Annotated in this window: 19 protein-coding genes; 9 read left to right on the top strand and 10 right to left on the bottom strand. The window is 56.2% G+C overall.

What is annotated here, in order from left to right; all coding sequences use genetic code 11:
- Positions 1 to 2 precede the first annotated feature (2 nt).
- The 4 genes from fliF to PSQ90_RS11745 form a co-directional block, all read right to left on the bottom strand.
- Positions 3 to 1,631, bottom strand: a complete 1,629-nt coding sequence (fliF, locus tag PSQ90_RS11730; RefSeq protein ID WP_282210484.1) for a flagellar basal-body MS-ring/collar protein FliF — start codon at positions 1,629 to 1,631, stop codon at positions 3 to 5.
- Positions 1,632 to 1,945: 314 nt separating this feature from the next.
- Entirely contained in the window at positions 1,946 to 2,224 is a 279-nt protein-coding gene (gene sciP, locus PSQ90_RS11735; RefSeq protein ID WP_282210485.1) for a CtrA inhibitor SciP, read from the bottom strand.
- 224 nt (positions 2,225 to 2,448) lie between these two features.
- Positions 2,449 to 3,144, bottom strand: coding sequence for a flagellar hook assembly protein FlgD (locus PSQ90_RS11740; RefSeq protein WP_282210486.1), 696 nt, complete (start codon positions 3,142 to 3,144; stop codon positions 2,449 to 2,451).
- A gap of 9 nt (positions 3,145 to 3,153) precedes the next feature.
- Positions 3,154 to 4,491, bottom strand: coding sequence for a flagellar hook-length control protein FliK (locus tag PSQ90_RS11745; protein ID WP_282210487.1), 1,338 nt, complete (start codon positions 4,489 to 4,491; stop codon positions 3,154 to 3,156).
- 374 nt (positions 4,492 to 4,865) lie between these two features.
- On the opposite strand from PSQ90_RS11745, the gene mnmA reads away from it, so the two are divergent.
- On the top strand, positions 4,866 to 6,014 hold the full coding sequence (gene mnmA / locus PSQ90_RS11750) for a tRNA 2-thiouridine(34) synthase MnmA (protein ID WP_328517548.1): 1,149 nt from the start codon (positions 4,866 to 4,868) through the stop codon (positions 6,012 to 6,014).
- On the opposite strand, the gene PSQ90_RS11755 is transcribed toward mnmA, so the two are convergent.
- Positions 5,977 to 6,180 (bottom strand): hypothetical protein, encoded by a 204-nt coding sequence (locus PSQ90_RS11755; RefSeq protein WP_282210488.1) that lies wholly within the window; start codon positions 6,178 to 6,180, stop codon positions 5,977 to 5,979. The genes mnmA and PSQ90_RS11755 overlap by 38 nt on opposite strands.
- Positions 6,181 to 6,421: 241 nt before the next feature.
- Between PSQ90_RS11755 and PSQ90_RS11760 the strand changes: the two genes are divergently transcribed.
- On the top strand, positions 6,422 to 6,967 hold the full coding sequence (locus tag PSQ90_RS11760) for an RNA polymerase sigma factor (RefSeq protein ID WP_407648115.1): 546 nt from the start codon (positions 6,422 to 6,424) through the stop codon (positions 6,965 to 6,967).
- Positions 6,964 to 9,036, top strand: a complete 2,073-nt coding sequence (locus tag PSQ90_RS11765; protein ID WP_282210489.1) for a vWA domain-containing protein — start codon at positions 6,964 to 6,966, stop codon at positions 9,034 to 9,036. Before PSQ90_RS11760 ends, PSQ90_RS11765 begins: the two co-directional genes overlap by 4 nt.
- Before the next feature lie 247 nt (positions 9,037 to 9,283).
- On the opposite strand, the gene PSQ90_RS11770 is transcribed toward PSQ90_RS11765, so the two are convergent.
- Together PSQ90_RS11770 and PSQ90_RS11775 are read right to left on the bottom strand one after the other, a co-directional pair.
- Positions 9,284 to 10,234, bottom strand: a complete 951-nt coding sequence (locus PSQ90_RS11770; protein WP_282210490.1) for a ring-cleaving dioxygenase — start codon at positions 10,232 to 10,234, stop codon at positions 9,284 to 9,286.
- A gap of 202 nt (positions 10,235 to 10,436) precedes the next feature.
- Positions 10,437 to 11,369, bottom strand: coding sequence for a helix-turn-helix domain-containing protein (locus tag PSQ90_RS11775; RefSeq protein ID WP_282210491.1), 933 nt, complete (start codon positions 11,367 to 11,369; stop codon positions 10,437 to 10,439).
- Between the two features lie 158 nt (positions 11,370 to 11,527).
- Here PSQ90_RS11775 and PSQ90_RS11780 point away from each other — a divergent pair, with 158 nt between their 5' ends.
- The 5 genes from PSQ90_RS11780 (at position 11,528) to melA (PSQ90_RS11800) (ending at position 18,951) form a co-directional block, all read left to right on the top strand.
- Entirely contained in the window at positions 11,528 to 13,615 is a 2,088-nt protein-coding gene (locus tag PSQ90_RS11780; RefSeq protein WP_282210492.1) for an ABC transporter substrate-binding protein, read from the top strand.
- A gap of 70 nt (positions 13,616 to 13,685) precedes the next feature.
- A complete protein-coding gene (locus PSQ90_RS11785) occupies positions 13,686 to 14,702 on the top strand; it encodes an ABC transporter permease (protein WP_282210493.1) in 1,017 nt (338 codons plus the stop codon).
- Positions 14,695 to 15,888: an ABC transporter permease gene (locus PSQ90_RS11790; protein WP_282210494.1), complete on the top strand. Its 1,194-nt coding sequence runs from the start codon at positions 14,695 to 14,697 to the stop codon at positions 15,886 to 15,888. The genes PSQ90_RS11785 and PSQ90_RS11790 overlap by 8 nt, the downstream gene beginning before the upstream one ends.
- A 15-nt stretch (positions 15,889 to 15,903) precedes the next feature.
- Complete coding sequence (locus PSQ90_RS11795) at positions 15,904 to 17,565, top strand: ABC transporter ATP-binding protein (protein ID WP_282210495.1); 1,662 nt, start codon at positions 15,904 to 15,906, stop codon at positions 17,563 to 17,565.
- An 18-nt stretch (positions 17,566 to 17,583) separates the two neighbouring features.
- Positions 17,584 to 18,951, top strand: coding sequence for an alpha-glucosidase/alpha-galactosidase (melA, locus tag PSQ90_RS11800; RefSeq protein WP_282210496.1), 1,368 nt, complete (start codon positions 17,584 to 17,586; stop codon positions 18,949 to 18,951).
- Positions 18,952 to 19,017: 66 nt separating this feature from the next.
- Here melA (PSQ90_RS11800) and PSQ90_RS11805 read toward each other — a convergent pair whose 3' ends face one another.
- Positions 19,018 to 20,559 (bottom strand): tryptophan halogenase family protein, encoded by a 1,542-nt coding sequence (locus PSQ90_RS11805; RefSeq protein ID WP_282210497.1) that lies wholly within the window; start codon positions 20,557 to 20,559, stop codon positions 19,018 to 19,020.
- 85 nt (positions 20,560 to 20,644) lie between these two features.
- Positions 20,645 to 22,099, bottom strand: a complete 1,455-nt coding sequence (melA, locus tag PSQ90_RS11810) for an alpha-glucosidase/alpha-galactosidase (RefSeq protein WP_282210498.1) — start codon at positions 22,097 to 22,099, stop codon at positions 20,645 to 20,647.
- A 104-nt stretch (positions 22,100 to 22,203) separates the two neighbouring features.
- Here melA (PSQ90_RS11810) and PSQ90_RS11815 point away from each other — a divergent pair, with 104 nt between their 5' ends.
- A complete protein-coding gene (locus PSQ90_RS11815) occupies positions 22,204 to 23,079 on the top strand; it encodes a helix-turn-helix domain-containing protein (protein WP_282210499.1) in 876 nt (291 codons plus the stop codon).
- Between the two features lie 39 nt (positions 23,080 to 23,118).
- Here PSQ90_RS11815 and PSQ90_RS11820 read toward each other — a convergent pair whose 3' ends face one another.
- The gene (locus PSQ90_RS11820; RefSeq protein WP_282210500.1) at positions 23,119 to 23,895 is read right to left on the bottom strand and encodes an SDR family NAD(P)-dependent oxidoreductase; all 777 of its coding nucleotides are present in this window, start codon (positions 23,893 to 23,895) and stop codon (positions 23,119 to 23,121) included.
- Between the last annotated feature and the right edge of the window lie 11 nt (positions 23,896 to 23,906).

A 23,906-nucleotide genomic window follows, 5' to 3' on the forward strand; every position in this document is an offset into this window, starting at 1 on the left:
GATTACGCTGCGTTACCAATCCAGTCGCGCACGATAAGCGCAGCCTGCTTGGGGTTTTCTTCGACCAGAGTGCCGACGGTCTTGAGTGTCTGAAGCTGTGACTCGCCGGCCGATTTTGCGTTCGATACCCAGCTCTGAGCCGGATCGTTGGGAGCGGAGGGTTGATCAGGTACCAACTCGCCATCGGCGTTCATGACTGAATGGTTGCCCACCGTCGCGCCAGAGGGGAGCGACAGGGCCTCGGTTTCGGGGACCAGAACGCGTTTGAGCAGCGGCCGCATGACGAAGAACACCAGCGCCAGAGCGATCAGAAGAGTTACCGCCATCTCGGCGCCGTTCATAATGTCATCGCGGGTGAAATCAAACAGGCCGCTGGAACTGTCGCCGGGAAGGCTGAGGTCGGGACGGGAGGCGAACTGCAAATTGACCACGTCGACACTGTCGCCGCGTGCTTCGCTAAACCCTACTGCCGAGCGCACCAGTGTTGTCAGTTGTGCGATTTCGTCGGGTGAGCGAGGGGAGTAAACCTGATTTCCCTGACCGTCGTCGCTGTAGACGCCGTCGACCACAACGGCAACAGACAGACGTTTGATGCTGCCCGCTTCGGTAACGGCGGTCTGCGTGACCTTGGATATTTCGTAGTTAGTGACTTCCTGGCTGCTGCTGCCCTGTTCAGTGGCACCGCCCGTGCCATTGTTCTGACTGGCACCTGGCAATTCATTGGCGACAGTCACCTGTCCGTCAGCGCCGCCGGAGAGATTGTTGGACTCGCTGACCTGGGTCGAGCGAACTACTTGGCCATCGGGATCGAATTTTTCAGAAGTGGTAGTGGAGCGATTATAATCCAGCTCGGCGCTAACTTCGACACGGGCCCGGCCGGGGCCAACCACGTTGGTCAGCATTTCCTCGACGCGAGACCGCATCTGGTTTTCGTATCCACGGGTGCGTTCTGCCGCTTCTCCCGCTATGGCACCGCCAGCCCCTTCGTCGCCGCCAGAGGCCAGAAGGGTGCCCTTGTCATCAACAATCGAGATATTGGCCGGGGTTAACCCTTCAATGGCCGACGCCACCAGATGCTGGACGGCGCGGATTTCGCCCGCTGACATTTCGCCCTGAACACCAACGACGATCGAGGCAGAAGGCGACTGGGTCTGGCGGCTGAACAACTTGCGTTCGGGCAGGACAAGATGCACGCGTGCGCTCTTGATCCGGGCCAACGAAGTAATGGTGCGGGCCAGTTCGCCTTCAAGGGCGCGTACATTGTTGATGTTCTGGACAAAGCTGGTGGCGCCCAAGGTATTTTGCTGGTCGAAAATTTCATAGCCGACCTGACCGCGTGTCGGCAGGCCCGAACCGGCCAGGTTCATGCGCAGGGTGGTGATCTGGTCGCGCGGCACCAAAATAGTATCGCCTTCACCGCGCAACTCGAACGGCACGTTCTGACTTTGCAATTCGGTGACGATGGCGTTTGAGTCTTCGAGACTGAGGCCAGTGTAGAGCGGGGAAAGGGTCGGGGTTGATGCACGCATGACCAAAAAGGCGAAGAAGCCCAGCATCAGCACCGCCACGGTGGCCATAGCGGCAACGCGCGGCAGGCCTAAGCGGTTGAGAAATTGAGCTATATTATTCACGCCTGCACTCGATTCCTGGACTGGACTTGCGCCTGCGGATTCTGGTCGCATCGCCATAGGCAAAAATTACCTAGCTGATGGTAAAGATTGTCTTAACTGTTGGAAGCAGAATGCAAAATTGGGCAAAAAATGCCGGGCTGGTGAGCAAATGCTGAAGATAGACTGTCCAAAATACTCGGACACGAAACCCAAACGACGTCCCCAAGGCAACCTAAAGGAATAGCGGTTAGCAGTGTAATGGGCGCTAAAAACAGCAAAACCCGCCCGGGCATCCCTGGGCGGGTTTTGAAAAGTTCTGGGCGTAGGATTAATCCCTAGCCTTCGCGATAGTGCTGGATCCAGGTCGTGCGCAAACCGGCAAGCCCGTGCTTGTCGATGGCAGCCTGCCAGTTCAAAAATTCGTCGACGCTTAGTGTGTAGCGGGCACAGGCCTCTTCGAGGCTCAGCAGCCCGCCGCGCACGGCGGCAACAACTTCTGCTTTACGGCGGATGACCCACCTCCGAGTATTCGTCGGGGGCAAATCTGCAATCGTGAGCGGACTTCCGTCCGGTCCGATAACGTACTTAACGCGTGGTCGCATCTGTACGGTCATTTTACTCTCTACTCAACCTGACCATAGTAGCCAAAGAGTAGGGTAATGAACTTAAAATAGCCCTAAGGGGAAACTTACAACAGGTTAAGAATGCCCAGCGAATTCAAATCACTGCGGAAATCTATGTGCAGGGTGCTCAAGCCCCCGTTTCCGCACGAGTCACGACGCCGTCAGTTATGACTGACGGCGCAAGGACGTGAGAATTGACCTGTTTTGGAGCAGGTTTAGCTGTTGGGGTCTGCGGAGGTCGGGCTCGATGATGGAATTTTTACGCTGCTGACCGAAGATAGTTTGAGCTTGGACTGGCCCACCGTGAGGATGGGTTCGACGCCCGAAAAATCGACGCCCGAGACGATGCCGGTGGTTGAGGTACTGACAGCGACGTTCTGGCCCGCCAGATTTTTGCCGTCGATTGAAATGGTATAGGTGCCATCCGGCTTGACGCTGCCGTCTGAGCCTTTGCCGTCCCATAGGAAGTTCCCTGGCCCCTGAGCCAATGAGCCAGTTTCCGAGTAGACGACGTTACCCTGTGCATCCTTGATGGTGACAATGGCGGAAGAAGCTGTTGCCTGAGCATTGTAGGCCCAGGTGGCGCCGCCATCCTTGAGTTCTGCCTGTACACCTGACGCTGTTACCTCTTTGCCAATGTAGGAGACAGCATCGGTGTTGACCGAGCTTTGGCTCGATAGCATCAGTGATTCCAAGAACTTATTGGTCTTGAGCTGTTGCTCGACGCCGCTGAACTGCACCAACTGCTGGGTAAAGGCATTGGTGTCCATCGGGTCCAGCGGGTTCTGGTTCTTGAGCTGGGTAGTCAAGATATTGAGGAAGGTATCAAAATTGTCGGCCAGCCCCGTGCTCGATCCCGAAAGCGAGGAGGACGTTGTGGCGGTTGTATTGGATACGCCGCTGACTGCCATGGGTATCTCCTAAGCGATTATGTTGATGCCGCTGGCAGACAGGCTGCCACGGAAAAGTTTGACACTGGGGGCGGGCGGCTCGTCTGGCGTGTCGCCACCAAACACCTTGATAGAATTGCCCTGAGGCTGATTTTGCTGCTGGCCCGAATTGTTCTGGCGCAACGAGAACTCGAGTGTGGTTTTGCTCGAGTCCAGACCCGCCTGTTGCAGCGCCTGCTGCAGTGCACGCTGATCACGCTGCATCAGATCGAGCGTTTCGGCCTTGTCAACGATCAGGCGCGCATTGACGGTGCCACCCTTGTCAATATCAAGCCGCACATCGACGCGCCCCAGTTCGGCTGGATCGAGGCGAATCTGAAATCGGGAATTGCCATGTTGGACCTGCCGCACCATTTCAAAGGCAATCTGGGGCAGATTGATCTGCTGTTGATTGGTTTGATAGACCGTGGGCACCAATCGGGCTGTTGCTGGCGCATCAGGGCGGGCCGGCGGTTGGGCACCAATCTGGTTTGGCGTGCTATTTGCGTCAGGCTTGCTGTCCGGATGGGAATATCTGCTCGAGGCTCCGATCTGGTCGTCAGATTTTTTGTGACCCTTGCCGGTGCCGCCACCGTCAGTTTTGGCATCGGCGCTACTCGGGGTCGGCGTTGCAGGGGCAGTGCTGTTGGCAGCGGGCGTTGGAGCGTCAGCCGACTTTCCGGTCAACGCGGGCTGCGTCAGCTTGAGGCTTGGCGTGGCAAGAACGGTTGCCGGTGTGTCGCTGCCCGCATTGGGCTTAAGCAATCGGGTTAGAGCATCGGCAAGTGCCGGGTCTAACTTGGTGGTTATTTTTGTATCAAGTTCGGCCAACAGATTTGGCGCAGATTTTGCCTCGCTGAGGCTGCCAAGCAGTGCTGCCAGTTTGGCCCCGAGCGTTTGGGCGTCCGTTGTTGCCTTGCTATCCATTAGCGACTGGACCATTGAGGCCAATGTCTTGGAAAGCTGATCAGATAGGGTGGCGTCAGCGGAAAGCGGTTGGGTAGCCATGGCGGCCAATTGCGCGGCGCTCAATGGCGTGTCCAGCGACAAACCAAGTTTGTCCGCCAACTGTTCGAGTGCCTTTGCAACGGCATCGAGCTGTTCGGCGGTGGGTGTTTCGCCTTTGCCGAGCGTTGCACGCACGTCGGCCAGACCATCGACCAACCGGGTAAGGTCAGTGTCAGCGGGCGCGTCGTTATTTTCAATGGGTTTGGTTGCCTCGATCGGGGCAGCTACGGCGGTCTGATCGTCTGGCTTTTTGTCGATCGCGGGTTTCTGAGGTGCGGCCTGGGTATCTTTGGCCGCTGGCTTTTCCGGTGACGGCGGCAAGAGGGCTGCGAATTTGTCAACTATGTCCCCGGCAGCTGCAAGCGCCCGGTCAACCGCTTGGGTGGACTGCCTTGAAGTTGAGACGCTGAAACTGGAGTTGACTTGCGACACAGAGAGGCCTTTAGCTGACGAGATCCATGTCAATCGCGATGCAAGCCCCTTGCCAAGTGACAGGTGGATTTATTTGTCTTTATAAATCAATGGCATATGAAATTTGCAGTTCTCCTTGGCCCGATGATAGGGCGGCAGAATTGGCCTCGGATTGCCCAATTGCGGCAAAAACTGCCGGGTAATCGTGATACTTGCCCTTGATGGCTGGCTGGCGTAAAAGCGCGGCTCCGCTGGCCCTTGAACCCACTCGGAAGAGAGAAATGTTGAATTCGCTTGATATTGCCAAGCGCCCGGAAGACACGCGCGTTGTTGTCGCGATGTCCGGCGGCGTTGATTCCTCGGTTGTTGCCGGATTATTGGCCCGTCAGGGCTATGACGTGCTCGGCGTTACGCTGCAACTTTATGACCATGGCGAGGCCACCCATCGAAAGGGAGCCTGCTGTGCCGGTCAGGACATTCACGACGCGCGCCGGGTCGCCGCCGCGCTCGATATTCCTCATTATGTTCTTGATTATGAGCAACGCTTCAAGAACGCGGTGATCACCCCGTTTGCCAATGCCTATCAGCAGGGGGAGACCCCCGTGCCATGCATTGCCTGCAATCAATCGGTCAAATTCGTTGATCTGATGGCCGTGGCACAGGATCTGGGTGCCGATGCATTGGCAACTGGACATTATGTTCAGAGTCGATTGGGGGAGAATGGGCGGCGCCTGTTGTATCGTCCTGTCGACGCGGATCGCGATCAGACCTACTTCCTGTTTGCCACTACGCAGGAACAACTGGAATATTTGCGCTTTCCGCTGGGCGGTATGAGCAAGGCAGAGGTGCGCGAAATGGCGCGCGAAATGGACCTTGAAATTGCCGAAAAGCACGATAGTCAGGACATTTGCTTTGTGCCCCAGGGCAAGTATGCAGACATCATTCGCAAGATGCACCCCGAGGCAGTTCAGCAGGGCGAAATTGTTCATATGGATGGGCGCGTGTTGGGCACCCATGAGGGGATTGTCAATTATACGGTCGGTCAGCGTCGGGGGCTGGGTATTGCTGCCAGCGACCCTCTTTATGTGATCAAGCTCGAGCACAAGAGCGGTCGCGTGATCGTCGGGCCACGTGAGGCGCTCAAAACTCAGACCGTGCGTTTGCGCGATGTCAATTGGCTCGGTCCCCAGGCGCTTGAAGTGATGGCTTCAGGCAACGGTGCGCCGGTTGAAGTCAAGGTGCGCTCGACGCGGGGGCCACAGCCAGCCGTGATCCAGATGCGTGAGGGGGCGGTATATGTGACGCTGGTCGATGGCGAATATGGCGTTTCGCCGGGACAGGCTTGTGTGCTTTATGCTGATGACACGCCGACGTCGGCCGTCTGGGGTGGCGGTTTTATTGCTGAGGCGGTGCCGATGGCGCTGGCGGGTTAGTTTCCGCCGCGTTTTTGGCCGCAGTTTCTGCAGCATATTGATCATTATCCTGCCAGGTTCTGAAACTGGCAATAATGGTCGAGCCGATCATTATGAGCGCCAACAGGCCTAGAACAGACAGCAATATGCGGGCCTGAAGCTTGTTATTGGGCTGTTCGTCGGACATGGATTTGCTCCCCTGGCGCAATGGATGCGCCCGTCTGCTGCATCAGATGACGCCAATTGGGCGCTGGCGCAACCTGTCCCGATGCGACAAAATCAGCATTCGCGATATTTTTCTCCAAGGATATGTCTGCGGCGGGCGTCTTATTTGTGCGTTGTCGGTTTGCAAGCGCTGGTGTTCATGATCTGAGAAAATAGTGCCGACCATGTTGATGGCTTGGGGAACGAATTTGGACGAGGTCGGAGTGACAGAGCCAGAAGCGAGCTCAAGTGAGACGCCGATAGACCATTTGGTCCGGCGGGCCCAGGGCGGGGATGCCGACGCATTTGGTCAAATTCTAACGCGCCATTATGACCTGATCTATCGAACCGCGTACAAATGGTGTGGCGATCAGTCTGATGCCGAGGATGTGGCTCAGGAGGTGTGCGCAAAGCTTGGCAGCGCCATCGCCTCATATGATGGGCGGGCGCAGTTCTCCAGTTGGCTCTATCGGATCGTTCTTAACAGTGTGCGCGACATGCAAAGGGCCCGGTCCCGGCGGAACCGACACGTGGATGCGCTGGCCCATGTCAGTCCGCAGCAAACGGCGCCAGATCAGGAAGCATTCGTGACTGCCGGTCAACTTTGGGATGCGGTGCGCGGCCTGCCCGACAATCAACGCGATGCGGTGCTGCTGGTCTATGCCGAAGAACTCAGTCATGCCGCGGTTGCCAAAATTCTGGAATGCCGTGAGGCAACGGTCTCCTGGTATGTCCATGAGGCCCGCAAGAAGCTCAAGGGGCTGTTATGAGCCAGGACAATGACAAGGATAGACTGGACGCGTTGAACAAGGCAGCGATACCGGCTCCATCTACGGTGGCACGCGAGCGGGCGTTGGCGGCGGGTGCGGCAGCGTTTGCAGCGGCGCAAAACACAAAATCGGAAAAAAATGCGACCGCTTCCCAAGGAAACAGCGGGGGGCGGCGTCTTAGGTCCATCATCACTTCCTTGAAGGGAATTTCGATCATGGACATCCGTATTCCAGTTGGCGCCGCAGCCATCGCACTCATTGTGGTGCCGCTTGGCTATCAACTCTATTCGAGCACGGCTCTGACGCCACCGCAGCAACAGCTGACGGTTGATAGTGGCGTTCGCGAGGACCTTGCGCCGCCCTCTCCCGCCAAATCTCAATTGGAGGAAAAGGACGCAATTGCATCTGCCGAGCCGGCCCCACAGCCAGCGACTGCCCCGGCAGAATCCGTTGCCAGCGGAGTGGTTCAGTTGGAGCGCAAGAAAGCTGATGAGATGCTGGCCGACAGCGAAATGGTAGCACCCGCGCCACAAGTGGCCATGCAGTCGACAAACGAAAGCATGGGGTTCAGCGACGCGGTCGTTGCCACGAGATCTGCCCCGGCTGCACTGCTGGGGTCGGTGGCATCACCAACAGTTTCAAGTGGCGATAATTTTGCATCATTTGAAGAGTCACCAGTCAAATTGGTGAGCGCCGATCCTGTCTCGACATTTTCAATCGATGTGGACACAGCTTCCTATTCCTATGTTCGGCGCATGCTTGACGATGGCATAGTGCCGCCGCCCGATGCGGTACGAATTGAGGAAATGCTCAACTATTTCCCCTACGACTATGCTGTGCCCAAAAGCGCTGAGGTGCCGTTTACTCCAAGCGTTGGTGTCTATCCCACGCCCTGGAATGCCAAGACCCAGATCGTTCAAATCGGCATCAAGGGCTATGTGCCACCCGCTGAGTCAAAAAGTGCTGCCAATCTGGTTTTCCTGATCGATACCTCTGGTTCAATGGACGCGCCGGATAAGCTGGGCCTGCTCAAGCGGTCATTTGGGATGCTGCTCGACCAATTGTCTGGCGACGATACCGTGGCAATAGTAACCTACGCCGGCTCGGCCGGGGTTGCTCTGGCGCCCACACCCGCTAGCGAAAAAAGCACAATCCTGGCGTCGTTGGATCGGTTGTCGGCAGGCGGCGGGACGGCGGGGGCCGATGGCATTGAGTTGGCCTATCAACTGGCGGAGGAGCACAAGCTATCCACCGGCACCAACCGCGTCATTTTGGCAACCGACGGCGATTTCAATATAGGGATCAGCGATCCTGACGAACTTCAAGACTTCATCAAGACCAAGCGGCAAAGTGGCATTTCGCTGTCTGTCCTGGGCTTTGGCCGAGGTAATCTTGATGATGCAACCATGCAGGCGCTGGCCCAGAACGGAAATGGCAACGCCAGTTATATTTCGAACTTCAAGGAAGCGCGAAAAGTGCTGGTCAGTGAAGTGGGCGGGACGCTGCAGACTATTGCTCAGGATGTGAAGATTCAGGTTGAATTCAACCCCGCCGTTGTGTCCGAATATCGTTTGATTGGCTATGAAACCCGGGCGCTTGATCGTGAGGATTTCAATAATGATGCGGTCGATGCCGGCGATATTGGTGCCGGTCATACGGTGACAGCGCTTTATGAGATTACCCCCGCTGGCTCAGGTGGGCTGATTGATCCGCTTCGCTATGGCAATCAGACTACGCCCAAGGCGGATGCGAGCGATGAGATCGGATTTCTAAAGATGCGCTACAAACTGCCGGGCGAAAAGATCAGCCAACTCATTGAACAAAAGATTGCCCCCAATGTGGTCTATGAGACCATTGATGAGGCGCCAACGGATATGCAGTTCGCCGCGTCGGTAGCAGCGTTCGGGCAAAAGCTCAAAGATTCCAGTTATGGGGAAATGGATTGGGACGCGATCAAGTCTCTGGCGCAATCGGGTCGTGGCGCTGATCCCGACGGTTATCGTGCCGAATTCGTCAATTTGATCGGTACTGCGTCGGTGCTACGGCCGGACGTTGGACACGCTAAATAGCTGTTGCATCGGCCATCCCTGCTTTGACGCAGGGATGGCTTCGGACTTTTCGAAAAGTCGGGAATGACACAATTTCCGAGTCTATGGCAAACATCCTACCAGATGTGCCCCGTCGACTTCCTTGCAACCACCGCAATTTCGGATGAATTATCCATTCCGCATGTCCGGACGATTTTGCAGCGGGGCTCGTCTGGGCCGCCCGCCCATAGGTAACGGACGGATCGATGCCTTGCCAGACTTCAGGACCTCAAACCAGCGGTTTGAGGTTTGCTTCGATGCTGTCGCGATGTCCTTCGAGAAATGGCGGCAGCGACAGGGTTTCGCCTAGTTTTTCCAGCGGTTCGTCAGTTGCAAAACCTGGGCCGTCGGTTGCGATTTCAAACAGCACGCCGTTGGGTTCGCGGAAGTAGAGCGAGGTGAAATAGTAACGCTCCACTTCGCCACTCGAAGGGACACCCGCCTCGCGCACACGCTGTACCCACTGGCGTAAGCTGTCCTTATTTTCGGTGCGGAACGCCACGTGATGCACACCGCCTGCGCCGGGCTGCGTCATCGCCAGACTTGGCTCAACCATGACGTGCAACTCGGCTGATGGGCCGCCATCACCCATCTCAAATACATGAATTTCCCCGGTTGTGCTCGTTGCCGGGTGGGTACGAATTTTACGCATATTCATCAATTGTGTGAGCACGACCTCGGTGCGCTCCAGCCGGGGAACAGTAATGGTGATCGGGCCCAGTCCGATGATCTGGCGGTCGGCTGGCACGGGGCTTTTAGCCCAGGGTTTGGCCTTGTTAGCGGCATCAATGACCATACGAAACCGTTGCCCTTCGAAGTCCTCGAAATCGAGCGATAGGTTTCCCGCGCGCTCCTTGATGGCACTGGTGCCGACATTGTTCAATTGCAGGTGGTCCTTCCACCATTTCAATGTGTCTTCGCTGTCAACGCGTAGACCAGTGCGCGTTACAGCATTGTTGCCGCGCCGCTCGCGCGCCGTTTCGAAATCGAAAAAAGTCAGATCAGCGCCGGGCGAGGCGATGCCGTCACCATAGAACAGGTGATAGGCTGTGGTCTGGTCCTGATTGACGGTTTTTTTGATCAGCCGCATGCCCAGCGTTTTGGTGTAAAATTTCAGGTTCGAGACCGGCTGAGCGGTTACTGCGGTGAGATGATGAATTCCCTTGAGATTAAGTGACATGGCCTTACTCCGATTGGTGGCGCAATTGTCGACGCCATTGGTGCATGACGTTAAAATAGGTGGACGGCGCAGGAACGACGAGTGGGCAAAGGACGACAAACTGTTGCAATAAAGCGAACGGTGTATAGCATTCGTTCGCCGAATGGCGGCTACAATGACGTCCAAGGCTTACTGCTGGTGGTCGTTGCCAGTGAATTGCCTGCTAGGCCACCACATCGCGCCGAAGTTCGCGAGGCGTTGTGCCATAAGCCTTGCGAAAATGCTCGTAGAACTGGGTCAATGAGGTAAAGCCACACTGGTAGGCGATATTGGCGATGGACAGGTTCCCGTCCATCATTAGGCTACGAGCCCATATCAGGCGCATCCGAACCACGAACTTTTGTACAGAGATCTGCATGACCTTCGTAAACAGGTTGAGGGCGTAATTGGGATGCAGGCCGACCACAGCGGCGATGGATTTGGCGTCGAGCGGTTCACCGAGATTTTCCACGATGTGACGCACCATGGCGACGACATAGCGGACCGGGGCGGCGGTGCGATGCCGCTCGCCGGGCGTCTCAATCCACGCCGGCAGAAGTACGTCCCAGCCGGTCAGTGCTGCGCGTCTGAATGTGGTGGCGATTTCCAGCTTTGCGATGTCGGCGCGCAATGTCCTGCCGCTGCGATAGTCCTGGTGCCAGCGATTGAGCATATCCAGGCTTACGGCATCTGGCTCGAGGCAAATTAGACCGCCGCCCATCATGGTTTCAGGCAAACGACCCAATTGCGGCATTAGAAGGAAGGCATCCACCGGCAAATAAATATTGATCTGACGCCCTTGCAAGACTGCTGCTTCGTCCAGCCGTACAGTCTGGTGGGGCAGGCCTGCCCAAAAGGCAAGCAGGCGATTGGTGGGCACGCTGACGCGCTTGCCACCGAAGTCATATTCCATCTCGCCATTGGTCAGCCAATTCAGCTCGATGTGACCGTGGCGATGGGGGGTGGACATCAGCTGCGGGGTGAAAGAACGAATTCCGAAACGGCCAAATGCGCGATTGGCGCCATAGAACCGCCGATCAGCACGCGGGGTTGGTTTTGGCGCAGCACCGAATCGCAACTGGCTTTCGCGGCGAGACGTTATAACACCATCGGCCATGGCAAAACTTTCTTTAAAAGCCGGAATAAGTCTATAAATAACCGGATTGCGCTTTGGCGTGCAAGGCGTAACTTTTGTGCAGCACGGGTTAATCTGGCCGGGAGGAAGTGTCTCGATCAACAGAGCGCTTGCGGCCAGCCCGGAGCACAGGAGGAACCATGAGTAAACACGCCATTGCCCTTAGCGGGGCAAGTCTGTTGCTAAGCGTTTCGTTGATCGCGACCCAAGCCCAGACCGTTGCGCCAACCACGCCCCCCGATCCACCGACATTCGCCGCGCAAGGCACGCCGAATTTTGTTGGGATCAGCGACATCCAGGAATTCAAGGCACTGCCAGAGTATCACGAGCCTTCGTGGGTTACCGAGAAGTTTGTCGATACCGGCAAGCTGCCGCCGGTTGCTGAACGTCTCCCCAAGGAGCCTTTGGTCTATAAGGCATCCAACATGGCCGACGGTATTGGCGTCTACGGCGACGTGATGCGTCACGTTATTGGCGGGCGCCCAGAAGGCTGGAACTATTCCGCCGGCCAATCGCAAGGTTGGGGCGGTATTGATATCGGTCTTTCGGAATGTCTGACCCGAACCGGCCCGCTGTTCGAAGTCAAGGCTGACGAATTGGCACCGATGCCAAACCTAGCCATGAGCTGGGATTGGTCCGAGGATGGTCATGAGTTGACTATGCACCTGATCGAGGGGGCTAAATGGTCCGACGGCGAACCATTCACCTCTGACGATGTGATGTTTTATTGGAACGACGAAGTTCTGGACCCCAACGTCACCCCGCTGAACGGGGCAACGCCTGAAACCTTTGGTGAAGGCACCACGCTCGAAGCGCTTGACGACTACACTATCAAATGGACATTCAAGGACGTTCGGCCTGAACAATATCTGTATCAGATGGCCTATGGCACCTTTTGTCCTGGACCGGCTCACCTGCTCAGGCCTCAACATCCAAAATATTCCGATAATACCTATGAGCAGTTCAAGAACGCGTTCCCGCCCGAATATATGAGCATGCCGACGATGGGTGCCTGGGCGCCGGTAACATATCGGCCCGACGATATCATCGTCTTGCGCCGCAATCCCTATTACTGGAAAGTTGACGATCAGGGCAATCAATTGCCCTATCTTGACGAACTCGAATATCGTCTTTCGACTTGGGCAGACCGCGACGTACAGGCGGTTGCAGGTACGGGCGATTTCTCCAATCTTGAGCAGGCTGAAAGCTATGTCGAAGCGCTCAAGCGTTCGGCAGACCCTTCCGCGCCGGCTCGTCTGGCATTTGGTGCGCGCACCATCGGCTATACGCTTTATCCAAATCTCTCGGCCAATGGCTGGGGCGAGCCGGATGAGCGTGGTCAAGCCGTTCGTGAGTTGAACCGAAATCTTGACTTCCGTCAGGCCGTGACCTCCGCAGTTGATCGGCAGTCACTGGGTGAAGCACTGGTCAAAGGGCCATTTACCGCGATCTATCCGGGTGGGCTTTATGCCGGCACCACCTACTATGACAAGGATTCGACGGTCTATTATCCGTTTTCGTTGGAAACTGCCAAAGAGCACCTGAAGGCCGCTGGTCTTGAGGACACTGACGGCAATGGTTTCGTCAACTTCCCTGCGGGCACAGCCGGTGGTGGTGATGTCGAAATCACACTTCTTGCTAACTCGGACTATGCGACCGACAAGAACCTTGTCGAGGGCGTGGTGGCACAGATGGAACGACTGGGCCTTCGGGTCATTCCCAACACCTTGGCTGGTACGCAGCGTGATGCGACGGAACAGTCGGGCAAGTTTGACTGGACGATCCGACGCAATCAGTCCGAATTGATCACTGTGGTCAAGAACACGGTGGCACTGGCGCCGACGGGCCCGCGTATCAGCTGGCATCACCGTGCCGGTTCGGATGACACGCTCGACCTGCTGCCATGGGAGCAGGAGATGGTTGATGTGGTGAATAAGTTCATCGCGACCAATGATTCAGAAGAGCGGATCGGGTTGATGAAGCAGTATCAGAAGCTTTACACCGAGAACGTCAATGGCATCGGGCTCACCCAATATCCGGGCGCGTTGATCATCAACAAGCGCTTCGCCAATATTCCGGCGGGCACTCCGATCTTCATGTTCAATTGGGCCGAAGACAATATCATCCGCGAGCGGGTTTTTGTGCCTAAGGACAAGCAGTCCGATTTTGAACTGTTCCCACAGACACTCCCGGGTGTACCTGGTACTGGCAACGGACCGGTCAGCTAGCGCTGGTCGAATGATCATCGGCGGGGGCTTTGCCCCCGCCTTCAAAAATCGAAACAGGGCCTGACAGCAGATGGTACGATTTCTCATCTCGCGCATACTCTCAGCCATTCCGATATTGTTTGTTCTGAGCATTGTGACGTTTGCCGTGATCCAGGCACCGCCTGGCGATTATGGCGACTATATCCGCTCAATGCTGATGAACCAGGGCGGCGCCACCGCCGAACAGGCAGAAGCGCAGGCCGAGGCATATCGTGAGGCCAACGGTCTCAATGATCCGCTGCCTGTCCAATATGTGAACTGGATGGTGGGCATTGTAACCCGGTTCGATTTTGGACAATCGCTCTATTTCAACAAGCCGGTGGGCGATGTGGTGGCCGAGCGGTTGCCACGCACCATATATCTGGCACTAACCTGTCATCTCCTGGCATCAATCATTGGCATCACATTGGGTGTGGTTGCGGCGACGCGGCAATATTCCTGGGTCGATACCCTGTTTGGGTTCATCTCGTTTCTGGGCATGACCATCCCTCGATTTCTGCTGGCGATCATCATTTTGTATGTTCTGGTCTTCCGAATAGGGGTTCAGGAAATCGGCAGTTTCAATTCGGTGCGCTTTGGCGGACAGCCATGGTCCTGGGCAAAGTTTGTTGACCTGCTCCATCATATCTGGCCGGTGATCTTCATCGCCACTTTTGGCGGCCTAGCCTACAATATGCGGGTGATGCGTGCCAATCTACTCGATGTGCTCAACGCTCAATATGTCGAAACCGCGCGCGCCAAGGGTCTGCCCGAAAGCGCCGTCATTCTTAAGCACGCCGTGCCGAATGCCCTACATCCGCTGATCGCCTATCAGGGGGTGGTGCTTCCTTACATGCTCACCGGCGAAATCGAAGTGGCCATTGTCTTTGGTCTGGCCACTGTCGGTCCCGCGATCGTTGGTTCGATGGCGGTGGGTGACGTTTGGGTTACCGCGACCTTCGTTCTGGTTCTTGCCACGACGCTGATCATTGGCAACATCATTGCCGACCTGTTGTTGGCGGTCGTTGATCCGCGGGTCAGAATTGGGGGGAATGCTGCCCATGAGTAAAGATCATATTGGTTCCTCGATACCGCTGCCGTCGGATGTGGGGGGGCCTGCGCCAACCGCAGCCGAGGACGTCCATGAAACTGATGCAGTAGGCAGTTCCGGTCGATTTGCGCTCGGCAATGAAGGCTATATGACACTGGTCTGGCGGCGCTTTCGGCGTTCGGTCATGGGCATGATTGGCCTGGTTCTGGTCGGATCGTTACTGTTTATTTCGGTTTTTGCCGACTTCTTCGCGCCAATGGACCCAAAGCTGCCCGATATTGGATTTGCGCCACCCGATGAGATCAGTTTTTTCGCGCCAGACGGCGGTTTTTCGGTATTCCCGTATGTTTACCCCATTGTCGAGACAGGGGAATTTGATCCAATCACCTTCCAACCGCTGACGGGGCCGGATCTTACCAATCCGACCCAGCTGGGTTTATTCGTCAAGGGATTTCGCTATCACGCTCTTTGGTTCATTCCCTCCAATATTCACTTTTTCGGCGCGGTTGACGGTCGACCGTTCCATCTGTTGGGTACCGACAAGTTTGGACGGGACATACTGTCGCGTGGTATCATCGGATCACGCATTTCGTTGATGATTGCCCTGATTGTGGTGACGTTGACGACCACGGTGGGCACCATGGTAGGGATCACCTCAGGCTATCTGGGCGGGCGGATTGATGCATGGACGCAACGGTTTGTTGAACTGGTTCTGGCCTTTCCGCATTTGCCGCTTTATCTGGCGCTGACGACTTTGATACCGGTGACCGCGCCCTCCAATGTGTTCCTGGCTTTTGTCATCGGGGTGATGGCTGTATTGGGCTGGGCGCAGTTGAGCCGGGAGGTGCGCTCGAAAACCCTGTCGTTGGCGCGGATTGAATATGTGCGCGCAGCGATTGCCGTTGGGTCTAGCGACCTGCGTATCATTACCCGTCACATCCTGCCCAATGTGCTCAGCCATGTTATCGTTGCGGTAACATTGGCGGTGCCCTCGGTGGTGCTGCTAGAGAGTTTTCTCGGGTTCCTGGGTTTTGCGGTCAAGCCGCCGCTGATCTCATGGGGACTGATGCTTCAGGACACCGGGACATTCTCGGTAATCGGGTCCTATCCCTGGATATTGACGCCAGTCGTTTTCGTGCTGATCACCGTGTTTGCGTTCAACGCATTGGGCGACGGTCTGCGCGATGCCATTGACCCCTATTGAGCAGGAGTCCAAGCCATGTCATCAACCCCATTTGCCCCCGAAGAGCGCCTCGACCTTGGCGAACACGGTCGTGAACTGATCCTTGATGCGCGCCATGTGGCGGTGGATTTCAAGGTTGAGGGTGGAATTGTCCACGCTGTACGCGATGTCTCGTTTCAGCTGCACAAGGGAGAAACCATTGCGCTGGTAGGCGAGAGTGGTTCGGGAAAATCCGTAACGGCGCGCACGCTGATGAAATTGTTGACGAAGCGCGCAACGATTGCGCCTCAGACCAAGGTCACGCTCAGCGGCAAAGACATCGTGGCAATGAGCGACAAGGCCATGCGCAAGCTGCGTGGCAATGATCTGTCGATGATCTTTCAAGAGCCGATGAGCTCGCTCAATCCGGTATATACGATTGGTCAGCAGCTTTGCGAGATTTTGCATCTACACAACAAGATCAGCCGCAAGGAAGCCATGGAGCGAGCCGAGGCCCTGCTTGAGGAGGTACAGATTCCCGAGCCCGGCGCGCGGCTGCGGCAATATCCACACCAGATGTCGGGCGGGCAGCGTCAGCGTGTGATGATTGCCATGGCACTGGCCAATCGACCCGATGTGCTCATTGCCGACGAGCCAACGACGGCGCTCGATGTGACGGTTCAGGCGCAGATCCTCAATCTGATCAAGGATCTCAAATCCAAATACGGCATGGCAGTGATCCTGATTACCCATGATCTGACCATCGTCCGGCAGTTTTCCGACTATGTCTATGTCATGCAAAATGGGGCGGTGCAGGAGCACAATGCAACCGAAGCACTGTTTGAAAATCCGCAGCACTCCTATACACGGCACCTGTTGGCGTCCGAACCCAAGGGGGTCGCCAATCCTCTCGGTGATATGCGCGAGACGATGCTAGAGGGCAAGGACGTCAAGGTTTCCTTTACTCTCAAGCGCGGTGGATTCTTTAAGCCTGACTTTTTCGAACTTGTAGCCGTTGATAGACTGAGCCTCAAATTGCAGCGCCACGAAACGCTTGGCATTGTGGGCGAAAGCGGGTCGGGAAAGACCACGTTCGGGCAGGCGATGATCCGGCTGATTTCCAATCAGGGTGGCGAAATATATTTTGACGGGGAACCGATCCACAACAGGAACCGCCAAGGCATGCGACCGCTACGCAGCCGGATGCAGATCGTGTTTCAGGACCCGTTTGCGTCGCTCAATCCACGCATGTCGATCCGGCAGATCATCGAAGAGGGCCTGATCGTCAACAATATCGGTGCCAATGGGCGCGAGCGACTGGACCGGGTGCGACAAGCGCTTGAGGACTCAGGATTGCCGAGCACGATATTGCAGCGCTTTCCGCATGAATTTTCTGGCGGTCAACGCCAGCGCATCGCCATCGCCCGCGCCGTTGCGATGGAGCCGGAATTTATCCTGCTTGATGAACCTACTTCTGCACTCGATCTGTCGGTGCAGGCACAGATTATCGACCTGTTGCGCAAACTGCAGGACGAAAAAGGCCTCAGCTATCTGTTCATTTCGCATGACCTCAAGGTGGTGCGTGCACTGTGTCACCGGGTATTGGTGATGCAGAACGGCAAGATCGTCGAGCAGGGGCCGGTCAACGAGGTTCTGGTCAATCCCCAGACCGAATATACGGCGCGCCTGGTGCGCGCTGCGTTTGAAATTGCTGCATAGCATTTTGGAGAGTTTTCCATGTCACAGCCTAAACTAACCGTCATCGGCGCCGGCTCGGCCGTCTTCATGAAAAATATCGTTGGCGATATTTTGCAGCGCCCGGCGCTCAAGGGTACACATGTTTCCCTGATGGACATCAATCCGGTGCGGCTTGCCGAGAGTGAAACCATCGTGCGTAAGATGATTTCAACCCTTGATGTGCCGGCAACGGTTTCGACCCATTCCAATCAGCGCGAAGCACTAGATGGTGCCCATTTCGTTCTGGTCTGTTTCCAGATCGGTGGTTTCAAGCCCTCGACCATGGTCGATTTCGACGTGCCCAAAAAGTACAAGCTCAACCACACAATTGCAGATACGCTGGGCGTTGGCGGGATCATGCGTGGCCTGCGCACGGTGCCGCACTTGTGGAGTATCTGCGAGGACATGCTGCAAGTCTGCCCGGATGCCACCATGCTGCAATATGTCAATCCGATGGCTATCAACACCTGGGCGATTGCTGAAAAATACCCGACGATCAAACAGGTTGGCCTCTGCCACTCGGTGCAGGGGACGGCCATGGAACTGGCCCATGATCTGGACATACCCTATAGCGAAATCCGATACCGCTCGGCGGGTATCAACCATATGGCGTTTTACCTGAAATTCGAGCATCGCCAACCCGATGGGTCGTACCGTGATCTCTATCCGGATTTGCTCAGGGGTTATCGCGAAGGCCGGTTCCCCAAGGCTAGCTCGAATCCGCGCTGCCCTAACAAGGTGCGCTATGAGATGCTGACGCGTCTTGGCTATTTTGTCACCGAAAGTTCGGAACATTTTGCCGAGTACACGCCCTATTTCATCAAGGAAGGGCGCGAGGATATCATCGAGAAATTCGGCATTCCGATCGACGAATATCCGCGTCGATGCGTCGAACAGATTGCCAAATGGGAAAAATTGTATGGCGATTATTCCAAGGCCGAGCGGATCGAGGTTGAACAGTCCAAAGAGTATGCATCAGAGATCGCGAATTCTATCTGGACCGGCGAGCCTTCGGTGATTTATGGCAATGTCGTCAATCGCGGTGTGATCACGTCGCTCCCGAACAACGCTGCGGTTGAAGTGCCGTGCCTTGTTGATCAGAACGGGTTGCAGCCGACTTATATCGGCGAGCTTCCACCGCAATTGACCGCCCTGATGCGCACCAACATCAATGTGCAGGAACTGACAGTCAAAGCCATCATGGAGGAAAATCGCGAGCATATTTATCATGCCGCGATGATGGATCCGCATACGGCGGCAGAGCTAGATCTCGAACAGATATGGAACCTCGTCGATGATTTGATCGCGGCCCATGGAACTTGGTTGCCCGACTGGACACACGGCCCGAAAAAACAGCGTGTCGCCTGAATTAGACTAGCGAGCCTCCCTGCGAATGACCCCGGTGCCCTGTGCCGGGGTCATTTGCGTTTTCGGTCACTCCATCGCGTTTATCAATTCATAAAACTTGGCGTGCGGCAGGGCGACATTGGCTGCGGCGCGATATTCGCGGGTCAAACTATCGACAGTTTGACGCGCAAAGCTGCGTAGTTTTGGCGTTTGGGCCATTTCCTGACGTGCCAAGCCTGCATCCAACAGGCCCAACCCATCCAGGACGGGGTAATGGAGTTGGGATTCCACATGCGGTAGTCCGCCCAGAAATGCCGGGAAGTGTTCATGGCGCGGCATGGAGTGTTTCCAATACTCAAGTCTTTCTCGGGTTTCGCCATGGATGCGATTTTCGGTTACATCGCGCCAGAAGGGTGTGTCATCTCGCTCTGTCATGTAGTGAAGACTGACAAAGCTGCGGAAATCATCGACCTGGCGGGCGATGCGGGCATTGTAATCAGCGCGATGGTTTGAGGTCATCGCGCTGGGGTCGCGCAGGAAATGTTCTGCGAACAGCATCATTTGCACGATGGTGCCGTGAATCGAGGTGGATTCGAGCGGTTCCAGAAAGCTCGAGCTCAAACCTACTGCAACGCAGTTGCCGATCCATGCATTTTCAAGCCGTCCGGCATCAAGTTTTATGTCGTTACGCACGTCGATCTCATGGCCAAGGCTCTGTTCTATTTCTGCCTTTGCTTCGTCAGCACTGATGAACTGATCAGAAAAAACATAGCCACAGCCATAGCGCTCTTGCGTGGGAATTTTCCACATCCAGCCATTATTCTGCGCCCAGGCCAGCGTGTGATTGGGAATGGCCTCGCCTTCTGGAATTGGCAGCCAGAAGGGGAGCGCACGGTTGACCGGAAGTGCATCACCGAAACTAAGCCAATTGGCCTGCATTTCCTTTAAAATCAGGCGCTTGCGGAATCCGGTGGCGTCGATGAAAAAGTCACCCGCCAGACTTTGGCCATCTTCCATTTCAAGGGAAATGATGTCACCGGTTACGGGATCACGTGCGACTTCGGCAACAGTGGCATCGATGATCTCAATGCCTTTGGACTGGCGTTTCAGATATTGGCCGACGCGTGCCTGATCAAACTGATAGGCGTAGTGAAACGGCCCCAGCGCGATCAGGGAGCCGTCCGGCTTTTGCGCATAGGGGGCCTTGTTGGCTTGAAACAGATGTTCGAACAAATGCATGTCCTGCACCGGTCGACCAGCGGCAACGCTAAAGACATTGAGGTAGTCCGAGGGCGCGCCTTTGGGGGCAGCTATGACCTGATGCGGATCATCAATGGGGCCGAAATAGCTGTGGCCCTTTTGGCGCCAATCCTGATGCCGAATGCCCAGTTTGATCGTGGCGCGAGTTTCGCGCAGGAAGGCGAACTCATCCAGATCAAAATGTTTTAGGAAAATACGGAAAACAGCGGTGGTGGATTCACCGACACCGACGGTGGGAATCTTTGAGGATTCGACGACGGAAAAGCGCGCGTTGAGCTTTTGCCGTTTGGCGGTATCCTGCAGAATAAATGCGGCTAACCAGCCGGCAGTGCCGCCGCCGACGATAACGAAATGACTCGGTTTTTCCATGCCTTAGGATCTCCCGTGTTCAATTCTAGGAGTAAGTGGGGCGTCCCACAAGGGGCGCCCGCATGGAGATGGAAATCGACGAAAACTAGTGGTGGCCGCCGGTTACCTCGCGTAGTTCCTCAACGGAACGCACCCGCTTGCGGGCAGCACCCTGCCAATCGCTGGTCTTGACGGTTGACTTGGCCAGCCGTTGCTTGGCAGCGGGAACGGCGCTGGCATATTGGGGCAGCCATTGAGCCTGTGCGACCACCAATTCATCGACCATTTGCCAGACTTCGTCGGGTGTGCAGATGGCGCCGACAAGTGGGTCGTGCAGCACGGCAAGTTTGAGCATGTCGATATCCCCGGTCACTGCTGCTTCGACCGACATGCGCTGCACTGAAATTGAGGCGGAGCAGGTGGCGGCGCAGGCAAGCGGCAAGGTTATGCCTTCGACCATATTGAGGCCGAAACGGTCAACGAAGCCAGGACTTTCTATGATGGCATCGTCGGGCAAATTGGCAATGATACCGTTGTTGGGCACGTTGAAATGGCCCCGATAGGTGCGGCCGGTTTCCATGGCTTCGATGATATAGGAAGCGTGCTCGCTAGTGCGCTTGTGCTGGCTTAGGGGTTTGGCGGCCTGCTCGAGGAACACCGGAAAATCGGTTTCAAACCAGTTGCGGCGCTCGGTGGAATAGCGCAGGTAGCCACCGGTCTCGCCGTGGATCCAGTCGGACATATCGATCCACTTGCTGATTTCCTCGGGACGCTTGCGATACCACGGAAGATATTCGGAAAGGTGTCCGTTGCTTTCGGTTGAATAGACGCCAAAACGCTTGAGTACGTCGATGCGCACTTTTTCCTGCTTGGAGTAGGCTGGGTGGGCCTCAAAGGCGGCAATCAGTTCGTCTTTTTCAACCTTACGGCCCTTGGCCCGGATGTCGATGTACCAAGTCTGATGGTTGATGCCCGAGCAGATATAATCCAGTTCGTCATCTTCGACTCCCAGGACGCGCGCAATTTGCTCGGCGCCGTGTTGCACGCCATGGCAAAGGCCGATGGTTTGCACGCCACCGTAGGCATTGGCAGCCCAGGTGTTCATGGCCATAGGATTTGCGTAGTTGAGAAAAACCGCGCCCGGTTCGGCCACTTCCCGGATGTCCTTGCAGAAATCGAGGATCACCGGAATGTTGCGCTGGCCATAAAGGATGCCGCCGGCGCAAAGGGTGTCACCGACGCATTGGTCGACGCCATACTTGAGCGGCACCGAGATGTCAGTTGCGAAGGCTTCCAGCCCGCCAACGCGCACACAGCTCATGATGTAACGCGCGCCTGTTAGCGCCTGCCGCCTGTCGGTGGTTGTCGTTACCGTGGCGGGCAAATTGTTGACCGAGATGATTTTGCCGATGATCTGCCCAATCATATCCAAATTGTGCGGATTGGTATCGGTCAAGGCAAATTCGACGCTGCTGAATTCGGGTACTTTGAGCAGGTCAGATATCAGGGTTTTGGTAAAGCCAACTGATCCAGCGCCAATCACGGCAATCTTGAACGACATGGTAATCCTCCGATGTGCGGGCGTCGCCCGAATATTGCCTGTTCATCACTAGCCGAGGCGGCCGAACTAATGTAGAGAAAGGTCATGCGAAGAAGGGTAATATTGTGCTCAAGGACCTGATCGAATACGGCCACGCAGTCCGTGCGGTTGACGTCCCCATGGGCAGTCTGAACCTGCATTGCATGGTGCGCAGCGCCGGGTACGAACAGCGCATGAACGAGGTATATTCTTGGGATGGGCTGAAACGTGGCAATGATCCGTTCGTGGTTATTCAACATACATTGGCGGGCCGCGGGCATCTGGATTATTCGGGCACCCGCTATTTGGTGGAGCCTGGGCAAACCATGGCGCTAACATTTCCCCATGCCAACCGATATTGGTTGGAGCAGGGGGAGAGCTGGGACTATTTCTGGCTGGTGTTAAATGGGCGCGAGGCTTTGCGGGTGACCCACGGCGTGATTGAACGGGCAGGGCCTGTGTTCAATATGGGTGGGCAGGCGATTGACCGGCTAGCGTCGGCGTGCCTTGGGATAATCGGCGGTGGAATCGACCAATCGGGTGCGGCCTCTGCGGCGGCATACGCAGCGGTAATGGCGCTCCACGACGGCATGCTGGAGGGGCGACATGCGCCCATTGAAGAACTGCCAGCGGCAGTTGAGCGGGTAAAGGCTTATATCGATGCCAATCTGGGATCGGTACTAGATGTTGAAAGGCTGGCGCGGATCGCGGGCACGAGCCGGTGGCATTTTGTGCGGCAGTTCTCGGGCGCGGTCGGCGAGGCGCCATCGCACTATCTTTTTCGCGCCCGGATGGAGCGGGCCAGCCGGCTACTGTTGGCGACTGATATGAGCATTGGCGCAATAGCGGCGGCTTGTGGATTTTCTAATGGCAATTATCTGGCCAAGTCGTTCCGGCGCACCTACGGTATGGCACCGCTGGCGTTCCGAAACGCTAATCGTGACAGGGCGCTCGGCAATTAGAACGGGGCCGTTCATCAAGCGCCACCCCAATAGTCGTTATCAGTCTTCGCGATAGATGTTGAACGGACCGAACGCCTGCGTCGTTGCCATCATCTGCAAGCGGTTGACGTTGAAATGGCGCGGCAGAATGGTCGTCCAGAAGATCGATTCTGCGATATCGTCGGCGTTCATGGCGACGGTATTTACGTAGGGCTTTCCGGCCCGATCAGCGTCGCCCTTGAAACGCACCAGGGAAAATTCGGTTTCGGTCAGGCCGGGCTCGATATTGGTGACACGTACATTCTTGCCTTGCAGATCGGCCCGAAGATTGAGCGCGAACTGTTTGACGAAGGCTTTGGACGCGCCATAAACGCCACTGCCGGGATAGGCATAATCACCCGCCACCGAACCAATGGTGACGACATGGCCGCCGCCGCGTTCGATCATGCCGGGCAAGAGGGCCCGAACGGTGTAGAGAAGACCATTTATGTTTGTGGCCACCATGGTGTCCCAGTCGTCTTCGTCAGCTTCGTAGGCAGGCTGAAGCCCGAGGGCCAGACCCGCATTGGCCAGAACAACATTAATGTTGGCGAAGGGGGCGGGAATGGCGGCAATTGCCGCCTTGAGCGCGGCGCGATCCTGAACGTCGAGGGTAATGATATGGCATTTGTCGGCGCCCAGTTCGGCCTGCAAGGCCTCAAGTCGCTCGGTACGGCGACCGGTGGCGATGATCTTCGCTCCCTCTGCAACATAGCGGCGCGCTGCGGCTGCGCCAAAGCCGGATGTGGCGCCGGTGATGAAAACCGTTAGTTCGGCGGGATCGAGCATTTTGTACATGAGTGGGCTCC

The sequence above is a fragment of the Devosia rhodophyticola genome (assembly GCF_028816475.1).
Lineage (GTDB): Bacteria > Pseudomonadota > Alphaproteobacteria > Rhizobiales > Devosiaceae > Devosia > Devosia rhodophyticola.